Origin of the sequence: Thermoflexus sp., assembly GCF_042408365.1 — a bacterium.
GTDB lineage: Bacteria > Chloroflexota > Anaerolineae > Thermoflexales > Thermoflexaceae > Thermoflexus.
The window spans coordinates 1-15285 of sequence record NZ_JBHOQJ010000197.1; the positions used below are offsets into that span (position 1 = coordinate 1).

At 64.7% G+C, this 15285-nt stretch carries 12 protein-coding genes and 1 pseudogene; 9 read left to right on the top strand and 4 right to left on the bottom strand.

The annotated features are described in order from the left end of the window. Positions 1-478: 478 nt before the first annotated feature. The 3 genes from recF to ACFMO5_RS09355 all read left to right on the top strand — a co-directional run bounded on the left by recF (position 479) and on the right by ACFMO5_RS09355 (position 5277). A complete protein-coding gene (gene recF, locus ACFMO5_RS09345) occupies positions 479-1684 on the top strand; it encodes a DNA replication/repair protein RecF (RefSeq protein WP_376792481.1) in 1206 nt (401 codons plus the stop codon). 66 nt (positions 1685-1750) lie between these two features. Continuing rightward, positions 1751-4306 (top strand): N-acetylmuramoyl-L-alanine amidase, encoded by a 2556-nt coding sequence (locus ACFMO5_RS09350; RefSeq protein WP_376792482.1) that lies wholly within the window; start codon positions 1751-1753, stop codon positions 4304-4306. Positions 4307-4368: 62 nt separating this feature from the next. Further along, a complete protein-coding gene (locus ACFMO5_RS09355; RefSeq protein WP_376792483.1) occupies positions 4369-5277 on the top strand; it encodes a DMT family transporter in 909 nt (302 codons plus the stop codon). Positions 5278-5312: 35 nt separating this feature from the next. Here the strand turns inward: ACFMO5_RS09355 and ACFMO5_RS09360 are convergent, their stop codons facing one another. Both ACFMO5_RS09360 and ACFMO5_RS09365 read right to left on the bottom strand, forming a co-directional pair. Then, positions 5313-6320: a 1-aminocyclopropane-1-carboxylate deaminase/D-cysteine desulfhydrase gene (locus ACFMO5_RS09360; RefSeq protein WP_376792484.1), complete on the bottom strand. Its 1008-nt coding sequence runs from the start codon at positions 6318-6320 to the stop codon at positions 5313-5315. A 19-nt stretch (positions 6321-6339) separates the two neighbouring features. Next, positions 6340-7650: an FAD-dependent oxidoreductase gene (locus ACFMO5_RS09365; protein WP_376792485.1), complete on the bottom strand. Its 1311-nt coding sequence runs from the start codon at positions 7648-7650 to the stop codon at positions 6340-6342. Positions 7651-7822: 172 nt separating this feature from the next. On the opposite strand from ACFMO5_RS09365, the gene ACFMO5_RS09370 reads away from it, so the two are divergent. From ACFMO5_RS09370 to ACFMO5_RS09395, 6 genes are all read left to right on the top strand, one after another. Next, a complete protein-coding gene (locus tag ACFMO5_RS09370) occupies positions 7823-8464 on the top strand; it encodes a TetR/AcrR family transcriptional regulator (protein WP_376792486.1) in 642 nt (213 codons plus the stop codon). An 83-nt stretch (positions 8465-8547) separates the two neighbouring features. Then, entirely contained in the window at positions 8548-9669 is a 1122-nt protein-coding gene (locus tag ACFMO5_RS09375) for an ABC transporter permease (RefSeq protein WP_376792487.1), read from the top strand. 9 nt (positions 9670-9678) lie between these two features. Next, positions 9679-10608 (top strand): ABC transporter ATP-binding protein, encoded by a 930-nt coding sequence (locus tag ACFMO5_RS09380; protein ID WP_376792488.1) that lies wholly within the window; start codon positions 9679-9681, stop codon positions 10606-10608. Further along, positions 10601-11551 carry an ABC transporter ATP-binding protein gene (locus ACFMO5_RS09385; protein WP_376792489.1) on the top strand — a complete coding sequence of 317 codons (951 nt, stop codon included), beginning with the start codon at positions 10601-10603 and terminating at the stop codon, positions 11549-11551. Before ACFMO5_RS09380 ends, ACFMO5_RS09385 begins: the two co-directional genes overlap by 8 nt. A 46-nt stretch (positions 11552-11597) precedes the next feature. Further along, on the top strand, positions 11598-12851 hold the full coding sequence (locus ACFMO5_RS09390; protein WP_376792490.1) for an HlyD family secretion protein: 1254 nt from the start codon (positions 11598-11600) through the stop codon (positions 12849-12851). Between the two features lie 49 nt (positions 12852-12900). Then, positions 12901-14130 (top strand): HlyD family secretion protein, encoded by a 1230-nt coding sequence (locus tag ACFMO5_RS09395; RefSeq protein WP_376792491.1) that lies wholly within the window; start codon positions 12901-12903, stop codon positions 14128-14130. Between the two features lie 292 nt (positions 14131-14422). Here the strand turns inward: ACFMO5_RS09395 and ACFMO5_RS09400 are convergent, their stop codons facing one another. Together ACFMO5_RS09400 and ACFMO5_RS09405 are read right to left on the bottom strand one after the other, a co-directional pair. Further along, on the bottom strand, positions 14423-14689 hold the full coding sequence (locus ACFMO5_RS09400; RefSeq protein ID WP_376792492.1) for a hypothetical protein: 267 nt from the start codon (positions 14687-14689) through the stop codon (positions 14423-14425). A gap of 239 nt (positions 14690-14928) precedes the next feature. Then, positions 14929-15285, bottom strand: a pseudogene (locus ACFMO5_RS09405) (hypothetical protein); the annotation flags it as partial.

Here is a 15285-nt window from a genome sequence, read left to right on the forward strand (position 1 = left end):
GCCGAAGGCGGCCCACACCCCACGAAGAAAAATTACCATTACCGAATGACATGACCACCGCTGCCCACTTGAAAGCTGTTTTTCTTCCCCAACGTCCTGCCTCTGCTCCCCACCTTGGTTTGTCATAGGGACATTTATGGAATCCAGAAATTAACTTACCATTTCCCCCACGGCGTATCCTCAGCATGGAATGTACGGATTAACTTATTAGATCTTAGATTTCATTAGCGCCCGTGTCTGGATAGGGAAGGCAGTGGGCGGGGCAAGGCAGATGAGAGAGAACAGTCCCCCAATGAGCACCATAAGAACCAGGCTGCTCCTTGTGTCCATTATCCCTGCAGCCCGGGTTCTGCTATGATTATAGTTTGGCTTGTGACGACTGACATTCGCAATAATCCAAGGCGCGCGACTTCCCCGATCGCGCAGCCCCCTGCGTGTTGGGGAGGTGAGGAAGAGGCAAGAGCGGAGTGAGGTGGGAATGTGGCTTCGGTCCCTTAGCCTGACCCAGTTTCGGAACTACGCGCGGCTCGAGTGGCGCTTGGAGCCGCGGGTGAGCATGGTCTACGGCGGGAACGCCCAGGGGAAGTCGAATCTTCTGGAGGCCATCGCTTGCGTCGTCACAGGCCATTCCTTCCGCACCAGCAACGATCGCGAGTTGATCCATTGGGCCGCCTGGCGGGATCCTATGCCGTTCGCCCGCTTGATCGCTGAGTTCGTACGCAAAGATGGACCCGTCCGCTTGGAGATTGTCTTGGTCGCAGACAAGGAAACGAGCCCTCGATCTCCGGAGACCGCCTCGGTCCGCAAGCAGGTCCGCATTAACGGAGCTCCCCAACGGGTGCTGGATCTCTTTGGACAGGCAGCGGTGGTTCTGTTCACCCCCCAAGATGTTGAGGTGGTGGGAGGGCCGCCTTCGGAGCGGCGGCGGCTTCTGGATCTTCTCATCGCTCAAACCTCTCCGGCCTTCGCTCGGACGCTGGCGGCTTACCAGCGGGCCCTCTCCCAACGCAACGCTCTGCTCCGCCGCCTCCAGGAAGAGGGCGGCGATCCGGCTCAACTGGACCTGTGGGATGAATCGGTGGCCCGTTATGGGGCCCCTCTGATCGAACAGCGGATTCGTGCCCTGCAAGCCATCGCTCGATATGCGGAAGACATCCACAAAGCGCTCAGCGGTGGGGAGCCTCTGATGCTGCGGTATGTGCCGAGCTTCGATCCATTTCAGGCCGGTGGGCAGATGGCCATGGGGATGATGGCATGGGGGGAGGCGCTTCAGGAGGCTTCGCTGAGGGAAGCTTTCCAGCGCGTTCTCCTTCGTGAGCGGGCGCTGGATATCCGGCGGGGCACCACGCGCATCGGCCCTCACCGGGATGATCTGCGCTTTATCATGGATGGGGTGGATCTGGGCCTTTACGGCTCGCGGGGGCAGCAGCGAACGGCGATCCTGGCGTTTAAATTGGCCGCGGCGCGCTGGCTGACATCAATTTTCCAGGAAAGCCCGGTGCTCTTGCTGGATGAGGTGATGGCGGAGCTGGATGAGGATCGACGGCGATATCTGCTCCGTGCGCTGGAGGATGTGGAGCAGGCGATTCTGACCACCGCCGACCCAATGCTCTTTGAGCCGGAATTCCGGGGGCGGGTTCGCCGCTTCCTCGTGCGCGCGGGTTTCCTTTATGAAGAACATTGATCGCCAGAGAGGGCGAAAAAGACGAACGGCGCTCAGGCGCCTGTTCTCCCTACGAAGGAGCCGGATATGACAGGGAACCCCTGGCCAGTCTACCTCTACGGGATCCATGATCCCGGCCCGTGGCGGGAGCGATTGCACAGGGCCGGCTTGACCGGATGGGTGGTTTTCGAGGAAACGATCGGAGCCGATCCGGAGGATACAAGCGGTCGCGGATCGACTTATCAGGCCTGGGCGGATGCAGGTTTTGGGGTGATCGTGGTGCTGAACCACGGCCGCTACCCGAACGGGACCCTCCCGCCTTCGAGCCGCTATGAAGCCTTCGCCCGCCGTTGTGCCCGATTCGTCGCCGCGTCCCCCGGGGCTCATCTCTGGATCATCGGGAACGAGCCCAATCATCCTCAGCAACAGCCCGGTGCCTGTATTGAACTCTCCGACGGACGATGCGAGGCGGTGGAGTGGATCACGCCGGAACGCTATGCGGATTGTTTCCGAAGATGTCGGGAATGGATCCGCAACCAGCCCGGCCACGAGGACGATTGGGTGATCCCAGCGGCGGTGGCCCCCTTCACCGCGGTGCTCCGCTACCCGGGCAACCCCACCGGCGACTGGGTGGTCTACTTCCATGATCTCCTGGCCGCCCTCGGAACGGATCTCGATGGCATCGCCCTCCACGTCGTGAGCCAGAGCCCGGATCCCCGTTCCCTGAGCGCGGAGATTCGCTGTCCGCCGCCATATGAGGTCCGCCGCGCCGGCTTCCGCGTTTATCAGGATTTCATCGAGGCCATACCACCTCATCTTCGCCATCTGCCGATCTTCATCACGGAAGCCTCTATGGGCGATCAGGGGGGGAAGCCGATCCCATGGCCGGATGCAGATACCGGATGGATCTATGAGGCCTATGCGGAGATCCACCGTTGGAACGCCGATCCAGCACACCCCCCGATTCGATGTCTGGTCCTGTACCGATGGCAACGTGTTGATCCCTGGTTCATGGAGGGCAAAGAGCGTTTGCTGGACGACCTGGATCGCGCCCTCGCGGCGCGTTTCCGGTGGGATGTGGGACTCAGCCGCTTCCCCCGCGCGATCCTTCGGCAAGAAACCCGGCTGCGGCATCACCCGGGTGGGGAAGCTTTCGGGAATCCTGCCCCCAAGGGAGCCGCGGGTGTGGTGATCGCGCGGACCGAGGATAACGGGTGGTGTGCTTGGCTCCAGCCGGAGACCGGCCGCCAGGGGTGGGTGCCTCGGGATGCGCTCGCCCTCCAGGGGGATCTCCAAGATGTCCCGCTGCACCCATCCGGTCCGGTATCACTCTCCATGCGCCGCCCGGCGAGCCTGCGTCTGTTCCCTTCCTCCCAGGCATCGGCCTTCATGGAGCTTCCAGAAGGGCAGCGGGGGGTCGCCGAGATGATCACCGCGGATCGAGGGTGGTGGCGTGTTCGGTTCGGCGAACACGCCGGATGGGTCCGGGCCATCGATGTGCGGGTGGAAGGGGATCCATGGGCCGTTCCCATCGTGCCCCGACGATGGGCGGATGAGGATCTGGAGCGTTTAAACCTCTCTCTGCAATGGATGGAGCCCCTCCTCCCCCGGCGGCGGCACGCGCCATGGCCACGGCGCCCTCCCGAGCTGATCCGCTGGTTGATCCTGCATCCTCTGGATATCCCCGGGGATTTGCGGCCTGAAGCCTTGGCGGCGTTCCTGGTGGAGCAGGGGGATCGCCCTGGCTTTCCTTATCACTTCTATGTGATGGCCGATGGTCAGGTCTTTTGGACGCTCCCTCTCGAAGCGATGACGGATCATGCAGGCGGTTACGGGCGTGTGAGCTTGGGGATCGCGTTGGCGGGGTGGGGCAAGGATCAGCCGCCTCTCTCCCCTCAAATCGATTGTGTCGCTCGTCTCTGCGCGTGGTTGCTCACCCGCCTCCGGTTGGGGCCATCCCAGATCCAAACCGTACGGGAGCTTTTCCCTCTGGGAGATCGATTTGGGGAACACTCTGAAGCTCCGCCGGATCATGATCGCCTGGATCGTCTTTCCTCCCTGAGCGCGGGGATCCGGGAGAGGGTCCGCCGGATCCTGGAAGAGGTCCGTATGCCCGTGCCCGGGCTGCCGGAGCCGGTGTGGCGGGATCTGGTCGGAAGCCTCCCCACCCGGCCGGGGTCCTCCTTTCCCCTCCGGCCACTGGGGGTCATTCAATATGTGGTTCTTCACCAAACAGGGACTGATGGGGAGGTGACTCCTGCTCAGATCGCTGCTTTTCAGGTCGAGCGGCTCGGATTGCCCGGGGCGGGCTATCACTTCCTGGTGGGGGCCGATGGCACGCTTTATCGGATCCAGCCGCTGACCGCAGCGGTTTCTCATGTCAGAGCACATAATGCGACGACCGTGAGCATCGGGTTGATCGGGGATTTCAGCCAGCGGCCTCCCGGCGAGCCGCAGTTGACCGCGGCGGCGTGGTTGACCGCATACCTCCTAGAGCATCTCGGGTTGGGGATCGAAGCGGTGAAGGGCCATGAGGAACTGGATGCAGTGTCGTGTCCGGGCGGGTGGCGGACCGGGGTGGCGTGGCGCGGGATGCTCATCGCCCAGATCCAAGCGATCCTCCGGCTTTACGGTGCGGCATGAGCCTCGGGAGGTCAAGGGGCAACCAGGTTTAAGGGTACACTTGTCAACCGACTGAGGTGGCGATGGAATGGCAGGGGGTTCTGGCGGCGCTGTTCTCGGCGATCATGTTGGGGGGAGCGCCGATCCTGGCCAAATTGGCCTATCAGGCAGGCGCCGATCCCACCGCGGTGGTCATCCTGCGCACCGGACTGGCCGCCCTTGTCCTCTGGGCGCTGTACCTGATCCACCCACGCTGGCGTCGTTATCTTTACATCTATCCGGTCGGCCTGCTGGGATGTATGGCGGTGGGATTTACCAACGCGCTGGGATCGATTTTCTATTATCTGGGCCTCCACCGACTGGATGCGGCGGTGGCCCACCTGATCTACTCCATGTATCCTGTTCTGGTGGCCTTGATGATCCGCCTGAACGGCGAGTCGATCCCGGGCCTCACCCGCTTGCGAATGCTCCTGGCCAGCGTAGGTCTCCTGCTGCTGCTAGGTCGTTTTCAGGGGAGGCCTGATCTCCTCGGTGTGCTTCTGGTGTTGCTCTCCAGCGGCTTTTACGCCCTGCACGTGGTGCTCAGCCAACGGGTTCTCTATGAAATGCCGGCTCAAACCCTGACCCTTTATGCGCTGACCGCGATGGCGGCTTTTGCCCCGGTTGCCGGATGGATCTTCGGAGGCGCCCATTCCGAGGTTCCCACAGCCGCCCTCGGTCCGATCCTCGCCATGGCAGCGGTCCTCATGCTCTCGCGGCTGGGGATGTTCATGGGGGTGAAACGGCTGGGGGGCACCCAGACGGCGTTGCTGACTGTGATGGAGATCTTGGTGACGGTGACGTTAGCGGTGGGGTTGCTCGGTGAGCGCCTGACGCCGATCCAGTGGGTCGGCGCGCTGTTCATGGTGGCGAGCGTCATGCTGGTCGCCCGGGAAGCCCCGCGGACGCCGCTCCCCCGGTGGCGCATGCCGCTCCTGCCCCCCGCGGATTGAGCCTTCCATGCTCCGCCCGATCGCCCGGCGCATGTCTACCCTTCGAATGCGAATAGAGCGGGCAGCCCGCCGGTATGCAGGAAGATCACCGGCTCCCGTTCCCCCAGCTGGCCGTTCTCGATCCGATCCAACATGCCGGCGAACGCCTTGGCGGTGTAGATCGGGTCCAGGAGGATTCCCTCCGTTCGGGCCAATCGCCGCAGCGCCTCGTTCCCCTGAGGGGAGGGCACGCCGTAACCGGGGCCCACATAGGTCCGCTCGATCAGCGGGACCTCGGTGATGGGGAACCGGTGTGGCTCCCCCAGGCGGGCGCAGATCTGCTCGGCCAGGCGGGCGATCGTCTTAGGGAAGTTTTTCCACAAGGCTCCCACGTCGATGCCGAGCAGGCGCAACGGCGACTGAAGCAGCGTCAGACCTGCCCACAATCCGGCCAGCGTCCCACCGGTTCCCACGGCCACCACCACCCATGCGCTTCCCAGGCCCTCCGCCTGGGCCTGTTGGTGCAGCTCCATGGCCGCCCGCACGTAGCCCAACCCGCCCAGGACGGAGCGCCCACCGACCGGGATGAAATAGTGGGGGCCCACCCGCAACCAGGCCAACAGACGGACCAGAAAGTCCGTCCAGGCGATGGAGCGGGGCCGGGAGGTGCCGCCGAAAGGAAGGAAATGCATATGGGCCTCGAGGAGATCGTTCAGCAGGAGGTTGCCGGTCAGGCGGGGCGGACGGGGCGCGAAGTAGAAGAGATGGGGCTCCAGGCCGAGGCGCCGGGCGGCGGCGGCGGTGATCCGGGCGTGGTTGGATTGGGGGCCGCCGTAGGTGACCACGCGGCGATGGCCCCGGCGCAGGGCATCGGCCAGCAGATATTCCAGCTTGCGGGCTTTGTTTCCGCCCATCGCCGGCCCAATGGCATCATCCCGCTTGAGGTAAACCGGTCGGCCGATCGCCGCGCTGAGCCGAGGGAGGAGCTCCAGAGGCGTTGGCTCGTGCACCAATCGAACCCGTGGGATCTCCTCCAGACGTCGGGCGAGCGCTTCAGCGTCCATCTTGCGCCCCTTTGCTTTTTCAGATCCGCTTGAGCATCTGGCGGGCCAGGCGTTTCCCCAAGGCGATGATCGTCAGCACCGTGGGCCGCCCCAGGGCCTCCGGGAACACGCTGGCGTCGCAGACGTAGAGCCCGGGGATCTCGGTTTGTAGATCCACGTCCACCAGATCCCCGATGCGGACGGTGGCACTGGGGTGGGTTCCACGCAAGGGGGAGGAGAAGATCCAGTCCGGCTTCGCCCCGGCTTCCCGCAGGATGCGCCGCGCCGCCCGCTCTGCCTCTTGCAAACGCTCCCGGTCCTCCGGGAGGAGCGGCTTGGAGAGCGTTCCGTCGGGCCGCACGTGGCCGGAGAGGCTGTCTTTCAGCTTGATCATCACCCCGAGCAGGTGCTTCCATCGGGGCCAGGCGGCCAACGGGCGCAGGCCTCGCATGCCAGCGATCACCGGGTAAAGCAGCCACGGATCCACCAGCGTGCTGAACATCACCCCCAGCTCGTGGTCTTCCCACGACCAGGTCATCGGGGGATCCAGGGCGTTTCCCTGCTCTCGCGTCAGGCCGTAGACGATGACCGTGAGGTCCATGGCCATCCGCTCCCCAGCCCCCCGCAGGCTGGAGGCCTGGAGGATGCGAGGGGTGCCCAAGCCTCCCGCAGCCAGCACGATGTGCTCCGCCCGTGCCATGAAGGGCCGGCCGGCCAGGCGGCCGGCCACGCCGACCGCACGGCCATCCTCGATCAGGACCCGTTCCACATGGGCTCGGGTCACGAGGAGGGCGCCGGCCTGCACTGCCTCCTCCACGAATTCCGCCGCGCTCCACTTCGCCCCGCAGCGGCATCCCAGGAGGCAGTGGGCACCGCAGTGAAACCGGGGGGTCCGGTCCGGGCGGATGAACTTGGGTTGCGGGTAAACGGCGTAGCCCAGCGCACGAGCGGCCTCGGCCAGGCGGGTCGAAGCGGCCCCGCGCTGCTCGGGGGGCAAGGGGGCGATCCCCAGCTCCTCGACGGTTTCGGCCACTTCCAGGTGGAGATCGATTCCGTATTTCTCGTGAAGCCAAGGGGGCGGCGGGGCCGCGCAGCCCGCGAACATCCCGGTGGCCCCGCCGACCATCGAGGGGACCACCACTTGGATCCCCTCGGGGGTGAAGAAGAGCCCTCCACGCTCCGTATATCGCAGCGCCCCTAGATGGGTTCCGTAGAGCAGGCGATGGCGCTCGGGGCGGCCGCGCTCCAGGAGCAGCACCTTTCGGCCGGCCCGGGCCAGTTCGCGGGCCACCGTGGCTCCACCGGGGCCGGTGCCCACCACAATCACTTCCGCTTTCAGCGGGTGTTCCATTCGCGCGGCCTCCTCAATGGCTCCCCCTTGCTGAGTTTATGAGGATCCCCCGGGCGAGGCAAGCCTGAAACATGCCCTTGACAGATATAACGCTGCAACTTAAGATTTGATTGATCGATCAATCAATGATATATTCAGAAATCAGGCCGTTAATTTCCACGGGGAAGGCGCGATGAGGGGCTTTCGAAAGCGAAAAAAAGAAGAAACGCGCCAACGGATCATCGAGGCAGCTTTTCAGGTGTTCGTCCGCAAGGGGTTCAAGGGGACCTCGAATCGCGAGATCGCGCGGAGGGCAGGGATCTCCCCGGGCCTGATCTATTGGTATTTTCGCAACAAGGAGGACTTGTTCCGGGCCGTGGTGGAAGCCAAATCGTTTGTCTTCCCGCTTCAGCAGATGGCTCGAACGATGGAGGATGCTCCCCCGCAGCGGTTTTTGTCCCAGATCGTGGAATTGGGAAAGGCCCTGGCCCGGGATCCGACGATGGTCGCGGCGATGCGCCTGCTCCTTCCGGAGGCGATCCGCAATGAAAGGGTTCGCCGGGTGTTCGTCACCCGGGCCATCCGTCCGGGCCTCCGGGCCGTCGCCGCCTATCTCACTGCCCAGCAGGCCAGGGGTCTCCTTCGGCCTTTCGACCCTCAGGTGGGGGCGCAATTATGGATGGGCCTCCTGCTCTCCCAGATCCTCCTGAGCCGCCTGTTGCGGATCCGCTCTCCAGCGCCGATCGATCAACTGTTCGCGGAGGCGCTGGAGGTTTATCTACATGGGATCTTAAACCCCACCATCCCGAAACAGCATAGGAACAGGGAACGGTGAGTTTCCCGTTTGCAAACGGGCGCTAGAGTGCCTTCCAGCTTCTATGGAAAAAGCACCCAAACAAGACGGCGGGGAGTGTTCCGATGTTTCGTCGCATCGGTGCGGTGATCTATAAGGAGGCGCTGCACATCCTGCGGGATCCCCGGACGCTGGCGGTCATGTTCCTGATCCCGGTGGTCCAGCTGTTTCTGCTGGGCTACGCGGCGACGACCGATGTCCGGCACGTCCCTATGGTGATCCTGGATTGGGATCGCACGCCCCAGAGCCGGGAGCTGGTGGACGCCTACCGCGCGGTGGACACGTTCCGGATCATCGGCTATGTGGAGCGAGAGGAGGATCTCGCCCGCATGCTGGATGCAGGGACGGCTCAGGCAGCCCTCCTGATCCCAAAGGGATACGGCGCGGATGTCCTGGCCGGCCGGCCGGCCACTGTCGGCCTGGTGATCGACGGAAGCGACCCCACGGTGGCGAACAACGCCTATGCCGCCGCCCTCTCGATCGCGCAAAATCATTCCACCCGCATCCTCCGCCGGGCGCTCAACTTAGATCCTCAGCGGATGCCTGGGCTGGATCCACGCCCTCGGGTCTGGTACAACCCCGAGCTGCGCAGCGCGAACTATATGATCCCCGGGCTCATCGGCGCGATCCTTCAGTTCCTGACGATGCTGCTGACCGCCCAGGCCATGGTGCGGGAACGGGAGCAGGGGACGATGGAACAGCTGATCGTCACCCCGATCCGCCCCGTGGAGCTGGTGATCGGAAAGGTGGTCCCCTATGTGCTGATCGCCTTCGTCGACTTCGGCCTGATCCTCACGCTGGGCGCTCTCTGGTTCCGTGTGCCGATCCGCGGCAACTTGGCGCTTCTCTTAGCGCTCTCCGGGCTTTTCCTGCTCTCCTCCCTCGGTTTCGGGTTGTTGATCTCCACCGTGGCCTCCACCCAGCGAGAAGCCATGCTGTTAACCTATTTCATCCTTCTCCCCTCGATCTTCCTGGCCGGCCTGCTCTTCCCCATTCAGGCGATGCCTCATGCCCTTCAATGGATCAGCTATGTGATCCCCTTGCGCTATATGCTGGCGATCTTGCGCGGGATCATCGTGAAGGGGGTGGGGATCGAGCCTCTGTGGGACAAGGCGTTGGCGCTGACCCTTTTTGGGATCGCCGTGATGGGGCTCGCCGCCCGGCGCTTCCGGAGGCACCTGGAGTAGGGGGATAAGATGGATCGGGTCGTTGTAAGGGTTGAACATCTGGAGAAGCGGTTTGGGCCCATCCGCGCGCTGGCGGATCTCTCCTTCACCGTCCGCGAGGGGGAGATCTTTGGGATCATCGGGCCGGATGGGGCAGGGAAGACCACCCTGCTGCGGATCCTCGCGGGGGCGCTGCGGCCGGACGCGGGCTCCCTGTGGCTTTTCGATCACGATGCGCTCCGGGAGCTGGGAAAAGTCCGGCCGCTGCTCGGCTACATGCCCCAGAGCTTCAGCCTGTACGGCGACCTGACGGTGCGGGAGAACCTGGTTTTCTTCGCCGCAATGTATGGCATCTCGGATCCGGGCTGGGTGGAGCGCCTGCTCCACTTCGCCCGCTTGGAGCGATTTCCGGATCGGCGGGCCGCCCACCTTTCCGGGGGGATGCAGAAGAAGCTGGCGCTGATCGGCGCCATGGTCCATCGGCCTCGCCTTCTGCTCCTGGACGAGCCGACCACCGGCGTGGACCCGGTGTCGCGGCGGGAATTGTGGGATTTGCTCAGTGAGTTCCATCTTCAGGGAGTCACGATCATCGTGACCACCCCATACCTCGATGAGGCGGAGCGCTGCACCCGGGTAGCCCTGATGCATCACGGGCGCATGCTGGCGATCGATACCCCGGACCGGCTTCGCGCTTCACTGGGCCACCCGGTCATCGAGGTCATCGCCCAGCCGCTCCTGCGGGTCCACGCCGTGCTGGCGGATCACCCAGGCGTCCTGGAGGCGGTGGTCCTGGGCGATCGGGTCCGGCTGGTGGTGCGGGAAGGGAGCCTTTCCCCCCAAGAGGTGGCAGCCGCGGCGCGGGCCGTTCCCGGCGTCACCGTTCAAGAGGCGCGATGGGCCTCGCCCCGCCTGGAGGAGGTGTTCGCTCATCTCATGCGTCAAGGGGGCGCTCATGGATGAGGTGGTGATCCGCGCGGAGGGGCTCACCCGCCGCTTCGGGGCCTTCACCGCGGTCGATCATGTCTCCTTCGAGGTCCGCCGGGGGGAGATCTTCGGGTTCTTGGGCCCCAACGGCGCCGGGAAGACCACGACCATCCGGATGCTGCTGGGATTGCTGAAGCCCTCGGCGGGGCGCGCATGGGTGCTGGGGCACGATGCGACCCGCGAGACCGCCCGGATCCGCCCGCGGATCGGTTATGTGAGCCAGCGGTTCAGCCTGTATCCGGATCTTTCTGTGGTGGAGACCTTGCAATTTTACGGGGCGGCTTACAACTTGCCCCCGCGGTTCTTAGCGGATCGAATCCGCGGCCTGCTGGGGCGATTGGGTCTGGTCGGACAGGAGCGGCGTCTGATCCGTCACCTGGCCGGTGGCTGGCGGCAGCGGGTGGCTCTGGCGGTGGCCCTGTTGCACGAGCCGGAGATCGTGTTTCTGGATGAGCCAACGGCCGGGATGGATCCCTTGGCTCGGCGGGAGATCTGGTCTCTGCTTTATCAGCTGGCGGAGCAAGGGATCACCGTGTTTGTTACCACCCACTACATGGATGAAGCGGAGCAATGTTCACGCTTGGCCCTCATCCACAACGGCCACCTTCTCCTAGAGGGGGCGCCGTCCGAGTTGAAGGTCATGCCCGATCTGGGAAGCGTGCTGGAGATCACAGCGATCCCGCTGGATCATGCGCTGGCCGTTCTGCGGGGATGGCCGATCGTTCAGTATGTGGCCCTCCACGGCGCGCGGATCCACGCCTGCCTTCGTGAGCCGGACGTTTCCCTGGAGGCCATACGGGGACGCCTGGAGGCGGCGGGGCTGGAGGTTCGGTCAGTGGAACGCGTGGTGCCTTCTCTGGAGGATGTCTTTCTGTGGGTGATTGAACAGGAACGAGGGTTCACGAAACAGAAGGTTTAAGCGCGGCGGCTGCGAGTGATTTCTGCAAGGAGGAGAGGTAAGTCCAATGCGTAAGGGAATCCCCGCGTTATCGATCGGTTTTCTGCTGTTCATCAGCGCATGCCGGCCCATGACGAGCCGGCCGCTGATCGCTTCTGGGTATCTGGAAGCCCAAACGGTGGATGTGATCGCGGTGGAAGGGGGCCGGGCCCTCCGCGTATGGGTCGAGGAAGGAGATGCCGTCCGGGCGGGCCAACCCTTAGTGGATCTGGACCCGGCCTTCCTGGAGGCGCAGATCCGGATGGCGGAGGCCCAAGTGGCCCAGGCGCGAGCCGCGCTGCACGCCCTGGAGGCGGGCCCCCGGGAGGAGGAGCTCCGGGAAGCGATGGCGCTGGTGGATCAGGCCCGGGCGCTGCGGGATGGTGCTTATCAGGCCTGGCAGGATGCCCTGGCGATGCTCCGGGAGCCTCAGGAATTGAAGCTCCAGCAAGCCGTCGCGGCCGCCCAAGCCCGCGCCGCCCAGGCGCGGCTGGAGCAGGCCGTGGCGATGAAGGACATCGCGGAGATCCTGAAGAACCGAGCGGAGGCGGCGATTCGAAATTGGGAACAGCTTCCTCCCAACCTGCGCCCGCCGTTGCCGGCCGAGGTGCTGGATGCCCCATATGCCTACTGGGCGGCGTGGGCGGAGGTGAACCGGGCGGGGGCGGCCTACGATGGCAGCCTGGCTATGCAAAACCACCTGAATGCCATGGTGAAGGACCCGCTGGCGCTGAGGGCGCAGGCGGTGGAGGCGGAGGGCCGTTATCGAACGGCGGAGGCCGCGCTGGAAGTGGCCCAGGCTCGTCTGGCTGCCCTGCAAGCCGGGGCAACGGCCGAGCAGCGGGAGGCTGCCCGGGCCCGGTTGCGCCAGGCCGAGGCAGCCCTGGAAGCGTTAAAGGCTCGGCGGGGGCGCTATTCCTTACGGGCCCCCCAGGATGGGATGGTGGCCATGCGGACGGTGGAGCCTGGGGAGTTGGTGGCGCCGGGGACCCGGGTAATGCAACTGGTGGACCTTCGGATCCTCACGCTGACCGTTTATATCCCCGAGACCGCCCTCGGACGGGTGCGTCCCGGCATGAAGGTCCCGGTCACGGTAGAAGGGTTCCCCGGCGAGCGTTTTGAGGGGGTGATCACCCATGTGGCTGAGGAGGCTTCCTTTACTCCTCGCAACATCCAGACTCAGGAAGAGCGGGCTCATCTAACCTTCGCTGTTCGCATCCGCCTGGAGAATCCGGATGGCCGCTTGAAGGCCGGTATGCCGGCGGATGTGGAAGTGCCGTGAGAGGGACGCTGTGAACGAAGCAGAAGCTTGGGTGGATGGAGGATGGAAGATGCGCAGGCCGCTCATCGTGCGGGTATTCCTGGCGGGAGGGATCGTTGCGCTCATCGGGGTATGGTGGCTTTCCAGGCCGGCCTCAGGCGGGTTGGGAACGGAATCGGTGTTCTCCGGAACTTTAATGGGGCGAAGCATAGAGCTCTCCGCCGAGGTGAGCGGGACGGTGCGTTGGTTGGTCGACGAGGGCGCGGTGGCGAAGCCCGGGGAAGCGGTCGCGGAGCTGGAGGATCCCGTCCTGGCCCAGCAGTTGCTGGAGGCGGAGGCGGCGCTGGCCGCTGCCCGGGCGGAGGCGGCCGCGTTGGAAGCGGGGGCCTCGCTGGAGCAGCAGGCTGTGCTGGCCGCTCAGGTCCGCCAGGCGGAGGCGGAGTATCAAGCGGCTGTGCAGGCATGGCAGGCGCTGCTCCGGCAGCTGCATGAGCCTCAAGAGCTGGAGCGGCAGATTCTGGAGGCGAAAGCGGCGTTGGCGATGGCCGAGCAGGGGGTGGAGCGGGCCCGGGCGGATCTGGAGAAGGCATGGGCGGATCGCGATCGCCTTCCCTTCGATCAACGGGAGGTCGTCGATCAGCAAGTGAGGGCTGCGGAGGCGGCGCTGCGGGCGGCGGTGGCAGAGCGGGATGCCGCTCGCGCTCGTCTGGAGGGTTTGCTGGCCATCCGTCAACGGCCGCTTTCCCTGCAAGCCCAGGTTCACCTGGCGGAAGCCCGGATGCGGGCGGCCGAAGCGGCCCTTCGAGCGGCGCAGGCTCGTTTCGATCGCGCCCGGAACGGACCGGCCTCGTGGGAGCGGGATCAGGCCCGGGCCGCGGTGGCCCTGACGGAGGCGCGTCGGGATCTACTCCGCCTGCAGGTGGAGCGGCTTCGTCTCACCGCGCCCTTCACAGCCACCGTGTCCGAACACTTGGCCCATGTGGGGGAAACCGTTCGAGCCGGACAGCCGGTTCTCAGCCTGAGCGCGATCGATCCTTTGGAAGTGACGATCTATGTGCCGGTGGGCCTTCTGGGTCGTCTGCGGGTGGGGCAGCCGGTATGGGTTCAAGTGGACGCTTTTCCAGGGGAACGGTTTCCAGGGGTGATCGCGCGGATTGCCCCGGAGGCCACCTTCACCCCGCGCAACGTGCAGACCCGTGAGGAACGTCAGGCTCTGGTCTTCGCCGTGACCGTGCGCGTCCCCAACCCGGAAGGTCGGTTGAAAGCGGGGATGCCGGCCGATGTGCGGATTTCACCCTAATAGGATGCAAGCGCTTTGTTGCAAAGATCAAATTTTCTGTGGGGGGGGCGGGCCACGTAAGCGGCCTGCCCCTCACGGAGATTCCGCGAATCGAAAGCTCGTCGCCCTGAGTTGGGATGACCTCCTCTGTGGTTTGCAACAGCGCAGGACGCAACAATCACACGCTGAGGGCGAGGCGGTCCTCTCTCCCCTTTTTCCGCAGCCTATCGAACAGATCTCATAAGTCCCCAGCCTTTTCGCTTTGGCGTAGATCTCCTATCCGGGGCTGGGGCGCCCGCTTGCGCATGGCCGTTTAAGCTCGGAAGAAGGATGGAATGAATGGGACGAGGGCGTCCCAACCTTCGGTGATGACTCGCTCGCGGGTGGCCTCATCCAGCGTCAGCGTCACGGTCTCCCCTTCCGTTCGGATGATGAAGGTGACCGTCTCTCCGTTGTTGGGGAGGATCTGGGTGATGCAGGGGCGATCTACCCCCATCGGATGGTCAGCGAGGAAGGCGAAGCACCGAATGCAGAAGGGGAGGCTTCCTGTACACAAATCCCGATTAATGTAAATTTTCATCTCAGCCTCCCGGTTTATCCATGGGACCCGGGTTGTCTGGGATGGATGGGGATCTCAGAATATGCTCATCCGATCCAATTTAAGTTTCTTGCGCTTCGGGGATTATAAACAGTGCTTTTCGGCAGGGAATTCGGATGAGGGTTCGCACGGGGGGAAGCCGATGGGGCAGGTTCCTCGAGGGCTTTGGAGGCGGGGCAGGCCCGTTCCGGGGGAAATTCGTCGTGGGGGTGTGGAGCCCCTCAAGGCGGCCCACACCCAGCGGGTCCCTTCCGTTTGGGCCGCGGCGACCCCCGCCCTGGAGCGACGGGATGGCCCAGGGGGCGCAGGGCGATCTTGATCGCGCTGAGGGTCTGGAGGAGGGCCGGCAGGCCGATCTCCCCCATATGGCCCACCCGGAAGGAACGGCCGCGCAGCGCTGGGTGGATGGCCCCCGCGACCGTCACGCCGGACTGCTTGATCTCCCGAAGCAGGCGATCGTCGACCCCATCCGGGTAATAGATGACGCTCAAGGTGACGGCGGCCCAGGCGGGATCCTGGGGGACGATCTCCAGCTCCATCGCCTGAAGCCCGGCCCGGAAGGCGCGGGCGATCCGCTC